The sequence below is a fragment of the Candidatus Binatia bacterium genome, assembly GCA_036504975.1.
Classification (GTDB): Bacteria; Desulfobacterota; Binatia; order UBA9968; family UBA9968; genus JAJPJQ01.
On record DASXUF010000019.1, the window covers coordinates 1 to 15,952 of the forward strand.

Here is a 15,952-nt window from a genome sequence, read left to right on the forward strand (position 1 = left end):
CCGCAGCGCAAGACTCGCTTCCGGGAGCGGGTTAGGCCTTCCCGGACAGGCTTGCTTACCTGCAAGGTTTCACTGAAAGGTTTCCGAGTTGTTTTCTACATCTCTTCCCCCTTTCCCAAGTTTCCTTGGCGCGATCCCCTAATTCTCACCGGATGTCAATCCCACCTACTTGGATTTTGCCAATCACATGGGCTTTGCGGTCCTGCCGGCGCGGCCGGTAAAGCCCCGGGACAAAGCGGCCGGAGAATCCAACATCGGAGTGGTCCAGAGAGGGTTTTTCCAGGAAGTCCGTCACCGGACTTTTTATTCTCTCTCGGAACTCAACGCCGCCTTTCGCAGCTATTTGGAGCGGCTCAACCACGCCGTGATGAAAGATTACGGAGTCAGCCGCGCCGAGCGCTTCGGTGGGGAGCAAAAGGCTTTAAAGCCCCTGGCTTCTTCTCGCTTCGAGCTGAGCGAGTGGCGGCAGGCCAAGGTCCATCCCGACTGTCACATCCAAGTGGAGAAGAACTTCTACTCCGTCCCGTTCCTCTACGTCGGCCAGACGGTCAGGGTGAGACTGACCGAGAAGATGATCGAGGTGTTTAACGAAGACAGCCAGCCGATCGCGGCTCATGCGCGACTCTTAGGCATCGGGAAGTTTTCCACCTTCGACTCCCATTATCCCGAGCACAAGCTAAGCGTCGCCCGCTTCGAACTCCGCCACGCCAAAGAGCAGGCGAAAAGATTAGGTCTCCACGTCGAGAAGTTGGTCGAGAAGCTCCTTGCGGGCGAGCACCCGCTGCGCCACTTAAGGCGAGTCCAGGGGATCTTGCGCCTCGCCAAGCGATACCCCATCACGCCCGAGGCCATCGACCATGCCTGCCAGAGAGCTTTGACCTTTAACAAAACCCGGCTCGCTTACATCAAAGACTGCGCCCTTTACTTCTCGGCCCATGGTCAAAGACCCAAACTTCTTACCCCGAAAAGACAGCTCGATACGGTGCACCTCTATCAACCGGCTTTGAGCGGCGCTGCCGACAGCGCGACTTCCCTTTCTGCGTGCCCCCCACCGGCTTCTCAGAGCGGAAAGGACGGAGAGCTTCCATGACAAAAACGTCTCAATTGCCGCGGTGTGTACTTCGAGGCGACGGCGGAGAAAAAAAAGGCCGCCTAAATTCCCTTATAAGCCACGCGGCGGCTTTGACCCATATCCAGACTACCCCCAAAAATCTCTCCCCGGAGGCAAAACGATGATGCTCGATCAAGTGAGAAACCTCTCCCATCAACTTAGACTCTTCGGCATTCATGAAGCCTGCGACCGAAGAGCTTCCGAGGCGCTCTCCCAACAACTCCATCCCCTGGAATTCCTCCGCCTCCTGCTCGAAGACGAGGCGCTCTCCAGAAAAGACCGCACCGCCAAGGCGCTCATCACCAAAGCGCGCTTTCGCTTCCGCGCCGACCTGGAGGACTGGGACTTTAGTTTCCACAAAGATATCCCCAAAGCCAAAATCAAAGAGCTCTCGGAGCTTAGCTTCTTCCATAACCTCGAAAATCTCCTCCTCCTCGGCAAAACCGGCTCGGGCAAAACTTATCTCGCCATCGCGCTCGGCAAACGCCTCTGCCAGGAGGGCCACTTCACGGTCTTTTTGCCCGTCAACTTCCTCTTCGAGGAAATCCAGGCCGCCAAAGCCGCCGGCCGCTACCTCAACTACGTCAGAAGCCTCATCAAGGCCAAGGTGTTGATCCTCGATGACCTGGGACTGAGAAACTATACCCACGAGGAGGCCACCTCCCTCATGGACATCCTGGAAGAGCGCTACCAGAAAGCTCCCGTGATCGTCACCTCCCAAGTCGAACCGCAGGGATTGGATGAAACTGTTTGAGGATCCGGTGATCGCCGAGGCGATCGTCGATCGCCTGATCCACCCATCGCAGAAAATTACCTTGAAAGGAGAACGCTCGTATCGGGAGAAAATCAAAGAGAAGAGGGGATTGAAAAACAACGGAGGATTAAGGTAGAAAGACCCTCGTCGCTTCGCTCCGATCCGGGTGGTCCCCTAAACTGAAAACCCCTGGGTCCTTTCGTTGAAATCGGACAGATAGTATCGTTTTTCCAATTCTCCTACCCCAAGTCATAACTACGCCCCTTTCCCTATTGAGGACAGTCTAGGCCATGCATCCGATTCAGGTCAAATTATGCCGGGCTTCCGATAGGTATCAAGCATGACAAGAAGCTCGGCGGACAGCACGCCCTTCGACGATCTCAGGTCGGCAAAATTGTTAGCGGCAGGATCTCGCACCAAGTGCGGCGGTTCTTTTCCTGAATTCCTCTGACGGCTTTGAGAAAAGTCTGCGCAGGGCGATGATTGTTTTGTCGCTCGCTCCCAGATGCTCCTTCGTCCGGTCATAGACGGCCCCCATGCCTTTCGGTCGCGCACGCGTCCTGCTCGGCGACGTTGAACGCCTCGGCACTCACCGGGCTCAGGCTTTCTATTCTAGACAATCTACGCTTTCTGCCCTTCACGCCTCGCCCTTTAAAATTGTCACTTAGACCGGAAAGATGTTACGATCGCCCCGTCGATGGCCGTAGAGAATAAATTCCTACGATTCAATCTACTGTTTGCTTTAGCACTCATTTTATTTTACGTCGCCTTAGCTCTCTTTTGGGCTTTCGTCGTCGAGCCTTATTGCGACTCGATCGACTGGAATCCTCCTTGTGTTCCGAAAAGTTTTCGGTGAAGAAAAGGCGAGAGCGTTCGGAGTGACGGCCCAGATCGGGAGGAATTATGCGCATCGCCATAGGGTTGCCGAGTCGGGTAGCGTCCGCTTCGGGCGCGGTGATGCTCGAATGGATCACCCGCGCGGAGCGCGGTCCGTTTTTCAGCGTCGTCGTCACCGATCGGGTCGTTGCCCCGGCGCTCGAACCTCTTGCGGTCCTGGCGCTGGCGGCGGGAGCGACGCGGCGCATCCGTTTGATGACGAGACCGTGCTCGGAAGGAAGAAAAGGCGAGATTGTGAATTTCCCCTAACTGCGGCAAAAACCCGGTGCCCTTCTATTATAACTAACGCATAGCTACTCCGTTCTATCCGGGAACAGCCCCGGCATCCATCGCGACGCAAGTGCGGCCGGAAACGCAAGCCGTAGCGGCGCACGCACGCTTTCAGATGTAAGCACCTCCCGGTCGACTAAGGCCGAAACAATACGACGCGCTTGGCGGTCGCTGGTTACGATAGCATTGGCTACGTCGCCCCGCGGTAACTCACCGCGATAGAGAACGGCTTCGAGAACATTTCCCGACTTCGTTGGAAGATGACCCATTCGGATCTCTTCCTCTGTCCATAAAAGAATGCGGGTGCGCAAACGATCGGGTTGAACCAGTGCTTCCATGAACTTCACTTGGTCAATGCAAAGCTCCAAAAAAAATCGCGTGAAATCCGCAAGCGCTTCTTCACTCAAATTGCCACGACCATCGAGATCGTTCCGGCGGGGGCGATCGCAATTGCTGAGATGGCTTTTGTATGCTGCTACATTTCGGGCGAGACCGCGTGCAATCGACCAGATGCTGCCCGTATCCAACGTCTCAAGGAGAGTCGCGTGTGATATCAGTCTTGCGACACGTCCATTGCCGTCAAGGAACGGATGTATCCACAGCAGGCGATGATGCGCCGCCGGAGTTGCGAGGATTGCATCCGTTTTTCCCAAACGGCCATAGGTGTCCTCGCAACACGCGATAAATCGCGGAACCGCACCGGGACTGATCGGAACATGCTCACCGACTCGGATATCGCGATGCCTCAGTCGGCCGGGCATGACTTTCAGTCGTTCGCCGCTATCGGGATTTTCAACCCCAAGAAGGTCGTCTGGTAATAGCTCGCAGAAACGACGGTGTATTTCCGTTATACCCCCAAGCGATAGGGAGCGGGTTGCCAATCCGCCGGTATCAATCCACCGCTGAACGGTTATATGCGCTTTCGCTTCGAGTTGAAGGTTCCGCTTGCGTGGATCATTGCTATAGTCATTCTTGAGTGCCCGTTCGATGTCGATTGGGTGTGTATTGTGCCCCTCAATCAAATTGCTGTAGTAGCAGTTCATGGCCCGCACCAGATCGGCTAGGGCACTGCGTACACCCTCAGGCAGGCTACGCCGGAATCCAGCCGAACGCGCGGCTACGTCAATCGCGAGATCGGTAAGTTCACGCCGGTAACGTGAACCTTCGGCGATAAGCATTGGCTCCATTAGCGCCACGAGTTCTTTACGGTCTATGACCGCTTCAATGTCCGGTTTTTTGTCCGCTTTCTCATACATTGTAAAGATATATATATCATGAACTTAAGGCATATAACAGGAGAGATTGCGCCAGGCTCTAGGCCGCTTTTCTGGCCATATAGCCGGGGAGGGTTTTGGGCTGAGAAATCGACCTCATCCCCTATCGTGAGACGCATCGTCAGAACCGAGAAAGGAAGTTATAATCGACCGTCTATGCCGTTCCACAATGACTGCTAGCAAGGTCCTATATTATCTCGATCAGACCGGCCTTCCCCTACCGGCTCCACCGATCAACTTTTATCTTTCGGCTTGCAGTCTTATCATTAGTTGCCTGGAAACTACCGCTCAGACCGCGGGAGGAATTATGCGCATCGCCATAGGCTTGCCGAGTAGGGTAGCGTCCGCTTCGGGCGCGGTGATGCTCGAATGGATCACCCGCGCGGAGCGCGGCCCGTTTTCGAGCGTCGTCGTCACCGATCGTGTCGTTGCCCCGGCGCTCGAACCTATTACGGTCCTGGCGCTGGCGGCGGGAGCGACGCGGCGCATCCGTTTGATGACGAGCGTCGTGATCGGACCGACGCGCGAAACCACGCTCCTCGCCCGCCAAGCCGCGACCATCGATGTGCTTTCAGGCGGCCGCCTCACTCTCGGCATCGGCATCGGCGTGCGCGAGAACGATTATCTTGCCACCGGCTTCGACTTTCATCGCCGCGGCCGCCGCGTGGAAGATCAGTTGCCGATCCTCCGTCGATTGTGGTCCGGAGCGGACCTGTCGGACGAAGTCGGAGCGATTGGGCCGCGGCCCTATGGCGCCAACGGCCCCGAACTGTTGATCGGCGGTTATGTGCCCGCGATCGCGCGGCGCATCGCAAAGTGGGGCGACGGTTACATGGCTCCGGGTGGCGGCGAGCCGGCAAGCCTCCTCGAGATGTGGCGCCGGATCGAGAGCGCGTGGCAAGAAGTGGGCCGTGGGGGAAAGCCGCGTTGGGTAGGCGCGAGCTATTATGCGCTCGGTCCGAACGCTCGCGATCACGCGAGCCGCTACATCAACGCCAACTACGGCCACAATCCTGATCTTGCGGCGCGGCGCCTGGCCACCCTGCCCGCCTCGCGCACGGCGGTGGAGGAGGCGATCAAGCGTCAGGCCGACATGGGAGTCGATGAATTCATCCTGCGGCCGTGCGCCGACGATTTGGATCAACTCGACCAGCTCGCTGAAATTGCAGCAGGCTGCTGAAAAAGACTCATATGCCATAGCCTGCCGATGGCAGGCGTTACGATGGTTGCGCTCCAATTGTGGTTAATTTTAACGCTCGCCAGTGGCGAGCTATGCGGCGTACTGAAATAGTACGCCTGCGCTCGCCAATTATCGCGCGCCTCGCCTCTGAGATCTTTTTGAGCAGTCTGCAATCCGGGGGATCGGGGTAACACTTCTGCGACTCGACTTTCTTCCTTTCGACCGCTTTGAGAGAAAGCCGGGGCAGGGCGATGATCGTTTTGATCTTAGGCAGCCTTGAGACGGCGACGGGACGGCTTTAGAACGAGCCGAACACGGACACCCAGGCGGGCGAGCATGTCGATAAGCGCATCAGTGCTGAAGAGGTCGATCCGACCCCGAAGCAGATCGCTTACCCGAGGCTGCGTGATGCGGAGAATTTTGGCCGCTTCGGCCTGCTTGATGCCTCGCGACGCGATCAGCTCTTGAACCTTAATCATCAGGTCCGACCGAACCAGCAGGTGCTCGGCCTCGTGAGGGGAAAAGCCCAGATCCCGGAATACATTGCCGCTCGATCGAGTTACTTTGACTTTCATTTTTGAATTTACCTCTCAGTAGAATTCTCAGTCCGTCGCTTCAGGATCAGAGCGCGAAACCGGTCCCGGCACTCGTCCTGCTCGGCGACGAATGCGGAAGCACAGCGGTTTCTCTTGCCGAATGAGCTTGGGGGCGAAGGGTTACGCTTTAGGATCGTGCCGCGATGTGATCGCGGAGCCAAACTGCAAATGCTTTGCGGTCCTTTTCGCCGGATGCCACCTGCAATACGATTCTTTCCTGCTCATCCACTGAGGCTTGAATCTCAAAACCATTGAGAAACAGAAAAACCTCCATGGCCGCATGTCCGGTGCGTTTGTTGCCGTCTAGGAATGGATGGTTCTGGATGAGCGAATAGCCGAGCGCCGCCGCCTTGTCAGCCAGAGATGGATAGAGGTCTTTGCCTCCAAACGTCATGCGGGGTTGAGCCAGCGCTGATTCCAGGGCGTCCAGGTTGAGGACGCCCAAGGCTCCTCCAGACTGACCGATGACTCGGCGATGCAATTCCAGCGCTTCGTTCAGCGTTAAATTGCGCACTAGGCGAGACGCCGATAAAGTTCGGCGTTTTTACCGAGGATGTAGTCGGCAGCCTGTTGGAACGACTCCTCGGGCCGTGTCAATAGCTCCTCGATGCTGACGCGGGCCAGGTCTTCCGGCTTTATGTTGAAGCGATCGGCAATCTCGCGCAACTTGGCGAGACGTTCGTCAGAGAGAGTGATCGTAAGCGTGCTCATAGAATCACCTCAGATCGTAAGATTATCAGCAAGACGCGGAAAATGCTAATAAACAATGGGGGCAGGAAAAGGCCTCGGTAGTCTTTTCACATCTTTTGAGAGTAAAGAGTGAGGTATGCGTCTTCCCGTGAACCCGCCGGTTTTGCCGATGCTCGCCAAGCGGGTCGGTGAATTGCCGTCAGGCGGAAACTGGATCTTCGAACCGAAATGGGATGGGTTTCGTGCCCTGGTGTTTCGCGATGGGGACGAGGTCCTGATTCAGAGCCGCGACGAAAAATCATTGAATCGCTACTTTCCGGAGCTGCTCGAGCCGCTGCGGTCCCAGTTGCCCGCCCGCTGCGTGCTCGACGGCGAAGTCGTCGTCGCGAAATCAGATGACGCGCTCGACTTCGATTCGCTCCAGCTCCGCATTCATCCCGCCGCGTCGCGGGTGAAGCTTCTTTCTAAAGAGATTCCCGCATCGATCGTGTTTTTCGATCTGCTCGCCGAGGGCGACCGGGATCTGCGCGGCACGGCTTTCCAAGATCGCCGACGCATGCTGGAATCGCTGCTTTCATCCGCGTCGCCGCCGCTGCATCTCACGCCCGCAACGCGCGAATCGAGCATAGCGCAGGATTGGTTTCGCCGCTTCGAGGGCGCCGGTCTCGACGGCGTCATCGCCAAGCCGGCATCCGGAGCATACGAGCCCAACAAGCGCGTGATGCTCAAGGTCAAGCACGAGCGCGAGTGCGATTGTGTCGTCGCCGGGTTTCGCTGGCACAAGAAAGGCGAGCGCACGATGGTCGGCTCGCTCCTGCTCGGCCTTTACGACGACTCCGGCGCGCTGCAGCATGTCGGCGTGTGCGCGAGCTTCACGGAAGCGAAGCGGCGCGAGCTGGTAGAATTCCTCGCTCCATACCGCAAGAACGCGCTCGCCGCTCACCCTTGGAAAGATTGGGCCGAGCAGGGATCAGAAGCCGAGCAGCGCATGCCCGGCGGCCAGAGCCGCTGGAGCGGGGGCAAGGACTTGTCCTGGGAGCCGCTCCGTCCCGAGCTGGTGGTCGAAGTCGCGTACGACCACATGCAGGGCAATCGCTTTCGTCACACGGCGCAGTTTCGCAGGTGGCGCACGGACAAGAATCCGGGCGACTGCACGTATGACCAGCTCGAAGTCGTTCCACCGGAAGAGCTGGCGGTGATTTTCGCGGACGGTCGCTAGTCCACTACCTCCTCTCTTTCTCCCCCTTAGCAAGGGGGAGATTAAGAGGGGGTAGCGCCTTACCAAGGGGGAGATTTAGTGGGGGTTTTTCGCAGCGCGCCGGCTGCGCCATTCGCGTGTCGGATCGTCGTCCGGGTCGGGAGTCTCCTGCGGCGGGCGCAATTCTTCCGGAACATTTCTGAGGTTCACTCGAATGCGCGTCCAGGTGGACGACCTGCCGCGCATCGAGTCGATCAGCACGTCGTCCACGGCGAGAAGCGCGGCGATTTCCGGGTGTTTACTCTTCCACCTCTCCAGACCGGCGCGGGCCGCTTCTCGGTCCGGAGAGTTCGCAACCACCAGAAGCGGCGCCTTCGTCCGCGGCTTCTTGACTGCGGACTTCTTCTTCATCGCGGCGCGGGCGCGCGAAGGCTGCACGCGCGGCGCTTCGCCCTCCATCTTACGAAAATGCGGCGGCCACGGCGCGTCGCCGAGACCCGCCGCCTCGTCTTCCGCCGCGAGCTCCAGCAGCTTTTCGAGCGAGCCAGGCGCGGCGTCCATATCAACGTGCGGATCGCCAAGCTCCGCGAAGCGCTTGGAAACTGTCAGCACAGTGAAGTCGGCCGGGTCGCAGTCGGGGACCTCATGCCAGTGAAGCGGCGTGGACACGCGGGCGTCGGGAAGCGGGCGCACGGAATAGGCGGAGCAGGTCGTGCGGTCCTTCGCGTTCTGGTTGTAGTCGAGGAACACGCCGTGACGCTCCTCCTTCCACCACTTCGAGCTGGCCAGGGCCGGCGCGCGCCGCTCGACTGCGCGCGATAACGCGAGCGCGGCGCGGCGGACTTCGACAAACGTCCAGCGCCGTTCGAGCCGCACGTTCACGTGCATTCCCCGCGAGCCGCTTGTGTTAGGCCAGCCGCGAAGCCCCATCTCCTCGAGAAACGATTTAACTTCGAGAGCAACGCGGCGTACGTCGTCCCAGTCGACGCCGGGACCGGGATCGAGATCGACGCGCAGCTCGTCCGGGTGCTCGAGATCGCCGGAGCGCACGGGGTGTGGATGGAGCTCGATGCAGCCCAGGTTCACCACCCACGCGAGCCCGGCCGCGTCGTCGACCACGACCTCCTCCGCTTTGCGGCCCGATGGGAATGACAAGGTAACGGTTCGTAGCCACGAAGGCCGCCGGGCGGGCGCGCGTTTCTGATAGAATGCCTGGCCTTCGGCGCCGTCGACGAAGCGCTTGAGAACCAGCGGACGATCGCGGATGCCGGCGAGAGCGCCCGGCGCGACCGACAGGTAGTAGCGCACGAGATCGAGTTTCGAGAGCTTCGTCTGCTGAGAAAAATACAGCTTGTCGGGGTGGGTCACCCGGACCTCGCGCCCCTCGATCGTCAGAACCACGGGTGTGTCTTCCTTCATCACTGAACCAGGCTAACGCTCAGCATTGGGGCCGAGCCGTTTACAGCTTAACAATTCTGGCTAATTGATCTAGTTCTCTTTTATTTGCTAAGATCGGAAAACCGCCACATTTTAGCGAAATTCCGAGTTAACGGTCGGAAGGAAACCGTTCCAGGCGTTCAAGCGCTTCGCTTCGTTCAAAACCTTCTGCCGTAAGCCCGTCCCCTATGGCCAGCGCAGCCGCGATGACTAGCATTAATATGCCCCGCCGTACCCGCACCGGGAGCCCGGAATGATCGCTACCCAAACTGAGAAATCAGGGAGGCGTCGGATTTTTTTCGGCTGGTATATGGTCGCCGCGAGTGTCGTGGCCAACACGATCTTTTCCGCCGCCTATTTCCAGGGCTTCGGCGTTCTCATTCTCCCGATAGAACGCACCTTCGGCTGGGACCGCTGGGTTATTTCAGCCGCCATGTCGCTGCGCCAGTTGGAGTCCGGCATTGTCAGTCCCGCTGTCGGCTTCCTGCTGGACCGCTTCAGCGCGCGTAAATTGATTTTCTGGAGCGCCGTCATCTCGGGCGCCGGCTTCGTCGGCCTCGGCTTCACCACCGGCATCGTCACGTTTTTTCTCTGCTTCGTGGTCATTTCACTGGGAGCATCCGGCGTCAGCCACGCGGTCACCTGGCCCGTGATCATCTCGCGGTGGTTTCGTCGCAACCGCGGCCTGGCCACGGGGCTTGCGGTAACCGGTCCCATCTTCGGCTCGCCCCTCGTCATACTGAACACGCAGATCGAGGAGGCATACGGCTGGAGGATCGTCCTGTTCGGCTACGGCGCCTTGGTCTTGGTCGGTGTCACCTTGCTCAGCATGCTGGTGCGCGACCGACCGGAGCCCTATGGTTTGCGGCCGGATGGCGACCCGCCGGAGGAGGGCGCCTCCATTGAACATTCTACCGGCTCATCGCGCCGGCGAACGGATGCCGGGTTGACGCTCCGCGCGGTGCTCCACACCAAAGAGTTCTGGCTGTTCACGGGCTACTTGTCGGGTAACTTCGCCGTGAACTCCGCGGTCCAAGGCCACATGATTCCCTATTTCCAGCAAGACATTGGATTTACCGCGGCCTGGGCGGCCGTGGTCATGTCCATTGTCTTTACCATCAGCGGCATCGGGCGCATCGGCGGCGGCTATCTGCTGGACAGGATGGACTATCGCCTCGTCCTGGCAGTCGTCGCCGCAATGATGGGCCTTTCGCTGTTGTACCTCCAGGTCGTGGACGTAAAAACGGTCCCGGCCACATTGCCGTTCGCGCTGCTGTTCGGCGTCAGCTTCGGCTGCCTCGTTCCCATGCGCGGCGCCGTCGGCAGCATTATGTTCGGCACCCGGACCATCGGAGGAGTCTTGGGCCTTCTGCAGGGGGGCTCCATTGTGGCGGGGGTCATCGGCCCGTTGGTCATGGGCATCACCTTCGACCTGCACGGAAACTATTCCGCCGCCATCTGGGGACTCATCGTCATCAGCGCTTTCATGGTGCCGGTGTCCCTGGCCATGGCTTCGCCCGCCGAGTTGGCCAAGCGAATTGGGCGGCAGCGGATCGACTAGCAGGCTGCTGAAAAAGTCCCCATAAATTACAAGGATGAATTATGAAAGCTGAAAACGGAAATTTCCGCTTTCATCCTTCCGCCTTCATCCTTATTCTTTCGCGCGATCACCCCGCCCGCATCTTGAGCAGCGTTGGAATATCCATCGTCTCCTCATACAGCCGCAGTTCCGTTTCTTTGCTCTGCGCCGCGAGCATGGCCATGCGGTCGGCGAGCTCGTTGCCTTCGGTGCCGGCGTGGCCGGCGACGTGGGTGAGGTTCACTTTGTCTGCAATGCGCCGGTAGATCGCGTAACAGTCCTGGATAATTTCCAGGTTCTTGATATCACCGCCGGATTTTTTCCAGCCTTTTTTTTTCCACCCCGCCGCCCAGCTGCGAACGCAGTTGAGGGAGTACGCCGAGTCGCTGCACACCTCGACGGTGTTGCCGGTCCTGATTTCCGCTTCGGCCATGCGGAGCGCGTGATAGAGCGCGTTCAGCTCGGCGGTATTGTTGGTGCCCATGGGGTTGTGCAGGCCATACCACAACTCAGCGAGTTTGCCGGCTTGGTACACGACGATGCCGGAGCCGGCATTGCCGGGGTTCGGCTCACAAGCACCATCGCAGTAGATGCTGACATCGAATTGATGGGCGGTATGCGTGGCGCGGCGTGCGCCGGCCGATGTGCTGGCTTTTTGCCTGCCGGCTGTTTTGGGCGGAGCGCTTGCGGTGCCGCCGCGAAAGGCCTGCTCGGCTTGCGCGCGGGTCGGGAACGACTTGAAGCGCGCCCCGGCATATTTCTCCACGGCCCGCTGAGTGGTCGCCCAATCCGTGAATACGCCGGTCTGCCGTCCTGCCCATACCACGTAAAATTTTTGCGCCATGCCGAGTCTATGTGCCTCCTGTGAAATTAGTCGTTGAAGAGTTGACGTCAGACTTCGACGAGTTCGACTGGTGGACTCTTTTCACTTTCCGAGTATATCGATCACCAACCATTCTTTCCATTCTTAATTTTCGCGAGTTCCCGCCACGAAGCTCCGGCGATTGTTCTGTCCCTCGTTCCCAGATGCTCCTCAGTGCGGTCATAGACATCGCCACAAGTAGATTCAACACCTCGGATAAATTGCGCTATTATTTGGCGTCTGATAGGCAGAGCATTGTTCCACATCTTTTTGTCGGGGAGGAACCATGGTCAAGGAGCGTTTTGCGGGCGTGATGCTCACGCCGTTTGAACAGTGGGTGCAGTCCGAGGGACTGAAGGTTATCACGACCCACACGATCGCCGACGTCCTGACGGAAGAACTCGAGCCCTGGGAGCGGACCGGCTGCCGGGGGGCGCTGCTGGATATGACGCACGATCCCTCGGACAAGGTCATGATCAACAACCAGGGAACGACCCGCTATCTCATCGAGATCCCGCCGCAGGGCGTGTTCAAGGCCGAGAAGCACATGTACGAGGAGATCTTCTACGTCGTGAAGGGACGCGGCGCCACCGTCGTCTGGAACGAGGGAAGCCCCAAGCTGACTTTCGAATGGCAGGAGGACAGCGCCTTCGCCATACCCTTGAACGCGTGGCATGAGATCTACAACGGGAGCGGAACTGAGACTGTCCGGCTCTACGCCGCGACCAACATGCCGGCCCCTTTCAATCTCTACGGCAGTCCCGAGTTCGTCTTCAATTGCTCCACGAGCTTCAGCGACCGTTTTGATCCCACCGACAAGCGGTACTTCAGCGGCGAGTCGATCAAGCTGGAGGACCGGGTCACGCAGTCGAATTTCATCCCCAGCGTGACGCAGATGGCCCTCGACAACTGGGCGTACCGCGGGCCGGGTACCAACATGAATGTTCTGATGGCCGGCGGCCGCTTCATCTGCCACGTGTCGGAGTTCCCTGCCGCGTCGTACAAAAAGGCGCACGGCTTCGCGAGCGGGGTGACCACGGGCGGCCGCAACCGAACCGGCCTCGTGTCGGAGAACAGCTACCTCTTTCTCAGCGGTGAAGGCTACGACCTCCAGTGGGCGCCGGGAGTGAAGCCGGGCCCAGGTGTAGAGTGGAAGCGGTTTGGCTTCAAAAAAGGCTCGCTGATGACGAATGGGCGTGGCGGCCATCAGCACTTCAATCCCAGCGGTGAGCGCGCGCGTTACCTGGTCCTCCGCTACGGCAATGACCGGTTCGGCATGCGGGGCGAGCAAAATCCGGGGCGTGAGAGATTCGGAGCGCGCCGGCCCCAAATCGAGTACGAGGACGAGGAGCCGCGCATCCGGGCGCTCTTTGAGGAAGAATGCGCAAAGCGCGGCGTGAGGTCCAAAATGCCGCCCGTATGTTGACAACGAACTCCAGCAACACCCGCGCGATGTTTGGCTGCGAGAAATTATTTCGCGGTGGAGACAGGTTGCCCCGAAATCGCGGCGGCCGCGACTTTCCGGCCTGTGTTCCGGAGCAGCTCTCTGTCGGCCTCGGGGGTTTCCGCCGGCGGAACGCGAAGCACCGTGTTTCTGCAATAAGTCGCGATAGGATTCCCGACGGACGAGACGGCCCGCCTTGGATCTTTACCGCTCTGCAACGCGCGAATTCCCTCCCGCAACAGCTTCCGAACGAGGGTCACCCCGCGATCCGTGGCGCCCAGGTGTTCCAATGCGTGGACGGCGATCGGGCGCTGGCTCTCTTGCGCCTCGTAGTCCCCCGGCTGGCGTTGACGCTCTTCATGGGTTCGACTGATGGACTGCGAGCTTCTCAGCGGGCGCGCGACAGAGCGCTGCTCTGCATTCTCCGGCGCATAGCGGAACTGGTACGCGAGCGTATGGGTGTCATCGACCGGAACCGTCCAGGCGGTCATGTACAGCGGACCGAAATCCAGCTCTTCCGTGGGCCGAAAGCGGCTCGGCGCAAACTGGTCGACGTTGGGCATGATGTAGTCGCCCAGACGTACCCAAACTAAATCACCTACTCGCCGAGTGTGGATACCGATCACGCCGACCGGGCTTTCCTGCCACTCGAGCACCCTTGAACGAAAGCCCTCCCGAATCGCCGCGACATCAACCTCGAATTCTTTGAGCCCGACGTTGAAGTAATCCTCCGAAGGCCCCCCGTTCACGCTCGGACGGTAGCGATCCAGCTTTGCGCGCGCCTCCTCCGGGTCGTGAAGAAAGACAAAGTGCGCCTGGTCCGCGTTATTCTCCGCCAACTGCAACCAGTTGCAGTCATAGATGAATTTCTGTTCCGTTTCTCCGCCCGGCACCATGCGGTAGCCCGGCAGTTCGAATGAATCATAGATCGGAAACTCGGGACGATGCTCCGGGGGCCCCATGTAGGCAAAGATCAGCCCCTTGTACTCGATGGTCGGGTAGGCGCCATGGAAAAATCGGTCTTTAAAGGTGCTCTCGGGCGGCTCCCCCGGCGTCTCCAGCACTCGGCCGTCCACGTCGTAGAGCCAGCCGTGATAGCAGCAGCGAATTCCGCAGCGCTCGACCATGCCAAATTCCAGCGACGTGCCGCGGTGGCTACAGTGCAGCTCGAGAAGTCCGATTTTTCCGCGGCCGTCGCGAAAAAGTACGAGGTCCTCGCCCATGATCCGAATGCGCTTCGGCAGGTCTTTTAGTTCCGCGGTCATCCCCACCGGATGCCAGAAGCGGCGCAGATATTCACCGCACGGTGTTCCGGGCCCAACTTCGGTCAGCTCCCTGTCATGCTCCGGGACCTCTCTATGGTAGTAGCCGCTGAACGGCTCCTTGATCAGCTGCGCCATCGCCTCGTCCTTCCGTCCGGTTTCAAAATGGTTCTAGTGTCCTGGAATTAAAGTTCACTTAAGAATTGCAATATATGACGACGGCTGACTCACCCTAAATCCCCCTTGATCCCCCTTTTTCAAAGGGGGAATTTTTCTCCGCTACTCCGTTAACCCCTCTTTGATAAAGAGGGGAAGGGGAGATTTTTCGCCCGAACGATGCAGCAATGATTCCACGAACTTTAGATACACCACACTAGCCCTCTGTCTATTGAAACGCCACATCGCCCAATTCAGGTCAGGTGGCCAGCCTCTCGATAATAGCGCGCGGCGCCGGGATGGAGTGGAATCTTCGTCTCCCATTGCCTGGTGATTGGCTCTGTCAGTGTCGACGAGTAGGTGAGAAAAGGTATGGGCAGGAGTTGGTTGTAGGTATAGCTCACGGTGACCGAGGCTTCCTCGATGCGTTTTCTGTTCCGGTCAATGCTCTCGGCAATCGGATAGATAATGCCGTCGTCTACTTCTGTGCGGGTGATCAGGAGGTTATCGGATAGATCAACGGTCAGCAGCGGCTCTTGGATAGACGGCAGGAATCCTACCGGAACGATATTGCGCGCATAACCCTCGCGCTCCAAGCCGGCCATCACCTGCTCCTCGAGGCCGATGAAGCGAAACCCGTTGGCGGCCACGGTTTGCCAGACGCCTTCCGTCGAGGCATGCCCGATGACGACATCCACCTCTCGGTTTCTGATCTCTTCATCGAGTGCCGTCAAGCCCACGCCCACGTGCCACCACCGGCCGCCCCAGGCTTCGATGTCCGCCAGCGAGTAGCCGTACTGCCGCAAGATCTGATTCTCATGCTCGTACAATTCATCCGCGCGGACGCCCAATCGGATCGCGCGCTTTTCCCGGCCTATCTGTCCGAGGTCCTTGACGGGGCACCAGGGAGCCAGAGCGAACAACTGCCGATCGATTCTGGGAAACCGCGCGACCGAGCGGAGATTAGTCAACGGCTTTCCCGCCCACGAACGCTTTCCTTCGTGCGCCCAACTCGCCCGCACCGCCGGGAACACCCACCCTAAGTCCAGTTCTCCACCCGACACCCAATCCAGGCGGTTGAGGGCGGGAGCGATGATCGCAACCGGAGCAGCGTCTTGAACGCTGCGCGCGAACACCTGGGTCATCCTGTACGAACCGGCCCATCCCACTCCGATCTTGACGCCCTGGAAGACGATATTGGATGGTAACTGGGTATCCAAAAAAGTGGCTCTCTCCTGCTTA

General features: G+C 59.0%; 16 protein-coding genes. 8 read left to right on the forward strand and 8 right to left on the reverse strand.

Going from position 1 to position 15,952, the window contains the following annotated elements:
• The first annotated feature begins 169 nt into the window (after positions 1 to 169).
• From VGL70_02750 to VGL70_02765, 4 genes are all read left to right on the forward strand, one after another.
• Positions 170 to 1,090 carry a hypothetical protein gene (locus VGL70_02750; GenBank protein HEY3302436.1) on the forward strand — a complete coding sequence of 307 codons (921 nt, stop codon included), beginning with the start codon at positions 170 to 172 and terminating at the stop codon, positions 1,088 to 1,090.
• Positions 1,091 to 1,232: 142 nt separating this feature from the next.
• The gene (locus tag VGL70_02755) at positions 1,233 to 1,865 is read left to right on the forward strand and encodes an ATP-binding protein (GenBank protein HEY3302437.1); all 633 of its coding nucleotides are present in this window, start codon (positions 1,233 to 1,235) and stop codon (positions 1,863 to 1,865) included.
• Positions 1,852 to 2,001, forward strand: a complete 150-nt coding sequence (locus VGL70_02760; protein ID HEY3302438.1) for an ATP-binding protein — start codon at positions 1,852 to 1,854, stop codon at positions 1,999 to 2,001. Before VGL70_02755 ends, VGL70_02760 begins: the two co-directional genes overlap by 14 nt.
• A 767-nt stretch (positions 2,002 to 2,768) precedes the next feature.
• Entirely contained in the window at positions 2,769 to 3,011 is a 243-nt protein-coding gene (locus VGL70_02765) for a hypothetical protein (GenBank protein HEY3302439.1), read from the forward strand.
• Positions 3,012 to 3,055: 44 nt separating this feature from the next.
• Here VGL70_02765 and VGL70_02770 read toward each other — a convergent pair whose 3' ends face one another.
• Positions 3,056 to 4,288: a Fic family protein gene (locus VGL70_02770; GenBank protein HEY3302440.1), complete on the reverse strand. Its 1,233-nt coding sequence runs from the start codon at positions 4,286 to 4,288 to the stop codon at positions 3,056 to 3,058.
• Between the two features lie 325 nt (positions 4,289 to 4,613).
• Between VGL70_02770 and VGL70_02775 the strand changes: the two genes are divergently transcribed.
• Entirely contained in the window at positions 4,614 to 5,486 is an 873-nt protein-coding gene (locus tag VGL70_02775; GenBank protein ID HEY3302441.1) for an LLM class flavin-dependent oxidoreductase, read from the forward strand.
• Positions 5,487 to 5,752: 266 nt separating this feature from the next.
• Here the strand turns inward: VGL70_02775 and VGL70_02780 are convergent, their stop codons facing one another.
• The 3 genes from VGL70_02780 to VGL70_02790 all read right to left on the reverse strand — a co-directional run bounded on the left by VGL70_02780 (position 5,753) and on the right by VGL70_02790 (position 6,793).
• Positions 5,753 to 6,061: a helix-turn-helix transcriptional regulator gene (locus tag VGL70_02780; GenBank protein ID HEY3302442.1), complete on the reverse strand. Its 309-nt coding sequence runs from the start codon at positions 6,059 to 6,061 to the stop codon at positions 5,753 to 5,755.
• A 148-nt stretch (positions 6,062 to 6,209) separates the two neighbouring features.
• The gene (locus tag VGL70_02785; protein HEY3302443.1) at positions 6,210 to 6,596 is read right to left on the reverse strand and encodes a type II toxin-antitoxin system death-on-curing family toxin; all 387 of its coding nucleotides are present in this window, start codon (positions 6,594 to 6,596) and stop codon (positions 6,210 to 6,212) included.
• On the reverse strand, positions 6,596 to 6,793 hold the full coding sequence (locus VGL70_02790) for a DNA-binding protein (protein ID HEY3302444.1): 198 nt from the start codon (positions 6,791 to 6,793) through the stop codon (positions 6,596 to 6,598). Before VGL70_02790 ends, VGL70_02785 begins: the two co-directional genes overlap by 1 nt.
• Positions 6,794 to 6,908: 115 nt before the next feature.
• On the opposite strand from VGL70_02790, the gene VGL70_02795 reads away from it, so the two are divergent.
• Positions 6,909 to 7,991 (forward strand): ATP-dependent DNA ligase, encoded by a 1,083-nt coding sequence (locus VGL70_02795; GenBank protein ID HEY3302445.1) that lies wholly within the window; start codon positions 6,909 to 6,911, stop codon positions 7,989 to 7,991.
• A gap of 75 nt (positions 7,992 to 8,066) precedes the next feature.
• Here the strand turns inward: VGL70_02795 and VGL70_02800 are convergent, their stop codons facing one another.
• Entirely contained in the window at positions 8,067 to 9,389 is a 1,323-nt protein-coding gene (locus VGL70_02800; protein HEY3302446.1) for a DNA polymerase domain-containing protein, read from the reverse strand.
• A gap of 328 nt (positions 9,390 to 9,717) precedes the next feature.
• Here VGL70_02800 and VGL70_02805 point away from each other — a divergent pair, with 328 nt between their 5' ends.
• A complete protein-coding gene (locus VGL70_02805; GenBank protein ID HEY3302447.1) occupies positions 9,718 to 10,968 on the forward strand; it encodes an MFS transporter in 1,251 nt (416 codons plus the stop codon).
• 106 nt (positions 10,969 to 11,074) lie between these two features.
• On the opposite strand, the gene VGL70_02810 is transcribed toward VGL70_02805, so the two are convergent.
• A complete protein-coding gene (locus VGL70_02810) occupies positions 11,075 to 11,830 on the reverse strand; it encodes a ribonuclease H family protein (protein ID HEY3302448.1) in 756 nt (251 codons plus the stop codon).
• A gap of 304 nt (positions 11,831 to 12,134) precedes the next feature.
• Between VGL70_02810 and VGL70_02815 the strand changes: the two genes are divergently transcribed.
• Positions 12,135 to 13,274, forward strand: a complete 1,140-nt coding sequence (locus VGL70_02815; GenBank protein HEY3302449.1) for a cupin domain-containing protein — start codon at positions 12,135 to 12,137, stop codon at positions 13,272 to 13,274.
• Between the two features lie 44 nt (positions 13,275 to 13,318).
• Here the strand turns inward: VGL70_02815 and VGL70_02820 are convergent, their stop codons facing one another.
• On the reverse strand, positions 13,319 to 14,692 hold the full coding sequence (locus VGL70_02820) for a Rieske 2Fe-2S domain-containing protein (GenBank protein HEY3302450.1): 1,374 nt from the start codon (positions 14,690 to 14,692) through the stop codon (positions 13,319 to 13,321).
• Positions 14,693 to 14,964: 272 nt separating this feature from the next.
• Positions 14,965 to 15,930, reverse strand: coding sequence for a TAXI family TRAP transporter solute-binding subunit (locus VGL70_02825; protein HEY3302451.1), 966 nt, complete (start codon positions 15,928 to 15,930; stop codon positions 14,965 to 14,967).
• Positions 15,931 to 15,952 lie beyond the last annotated feature (22 nt).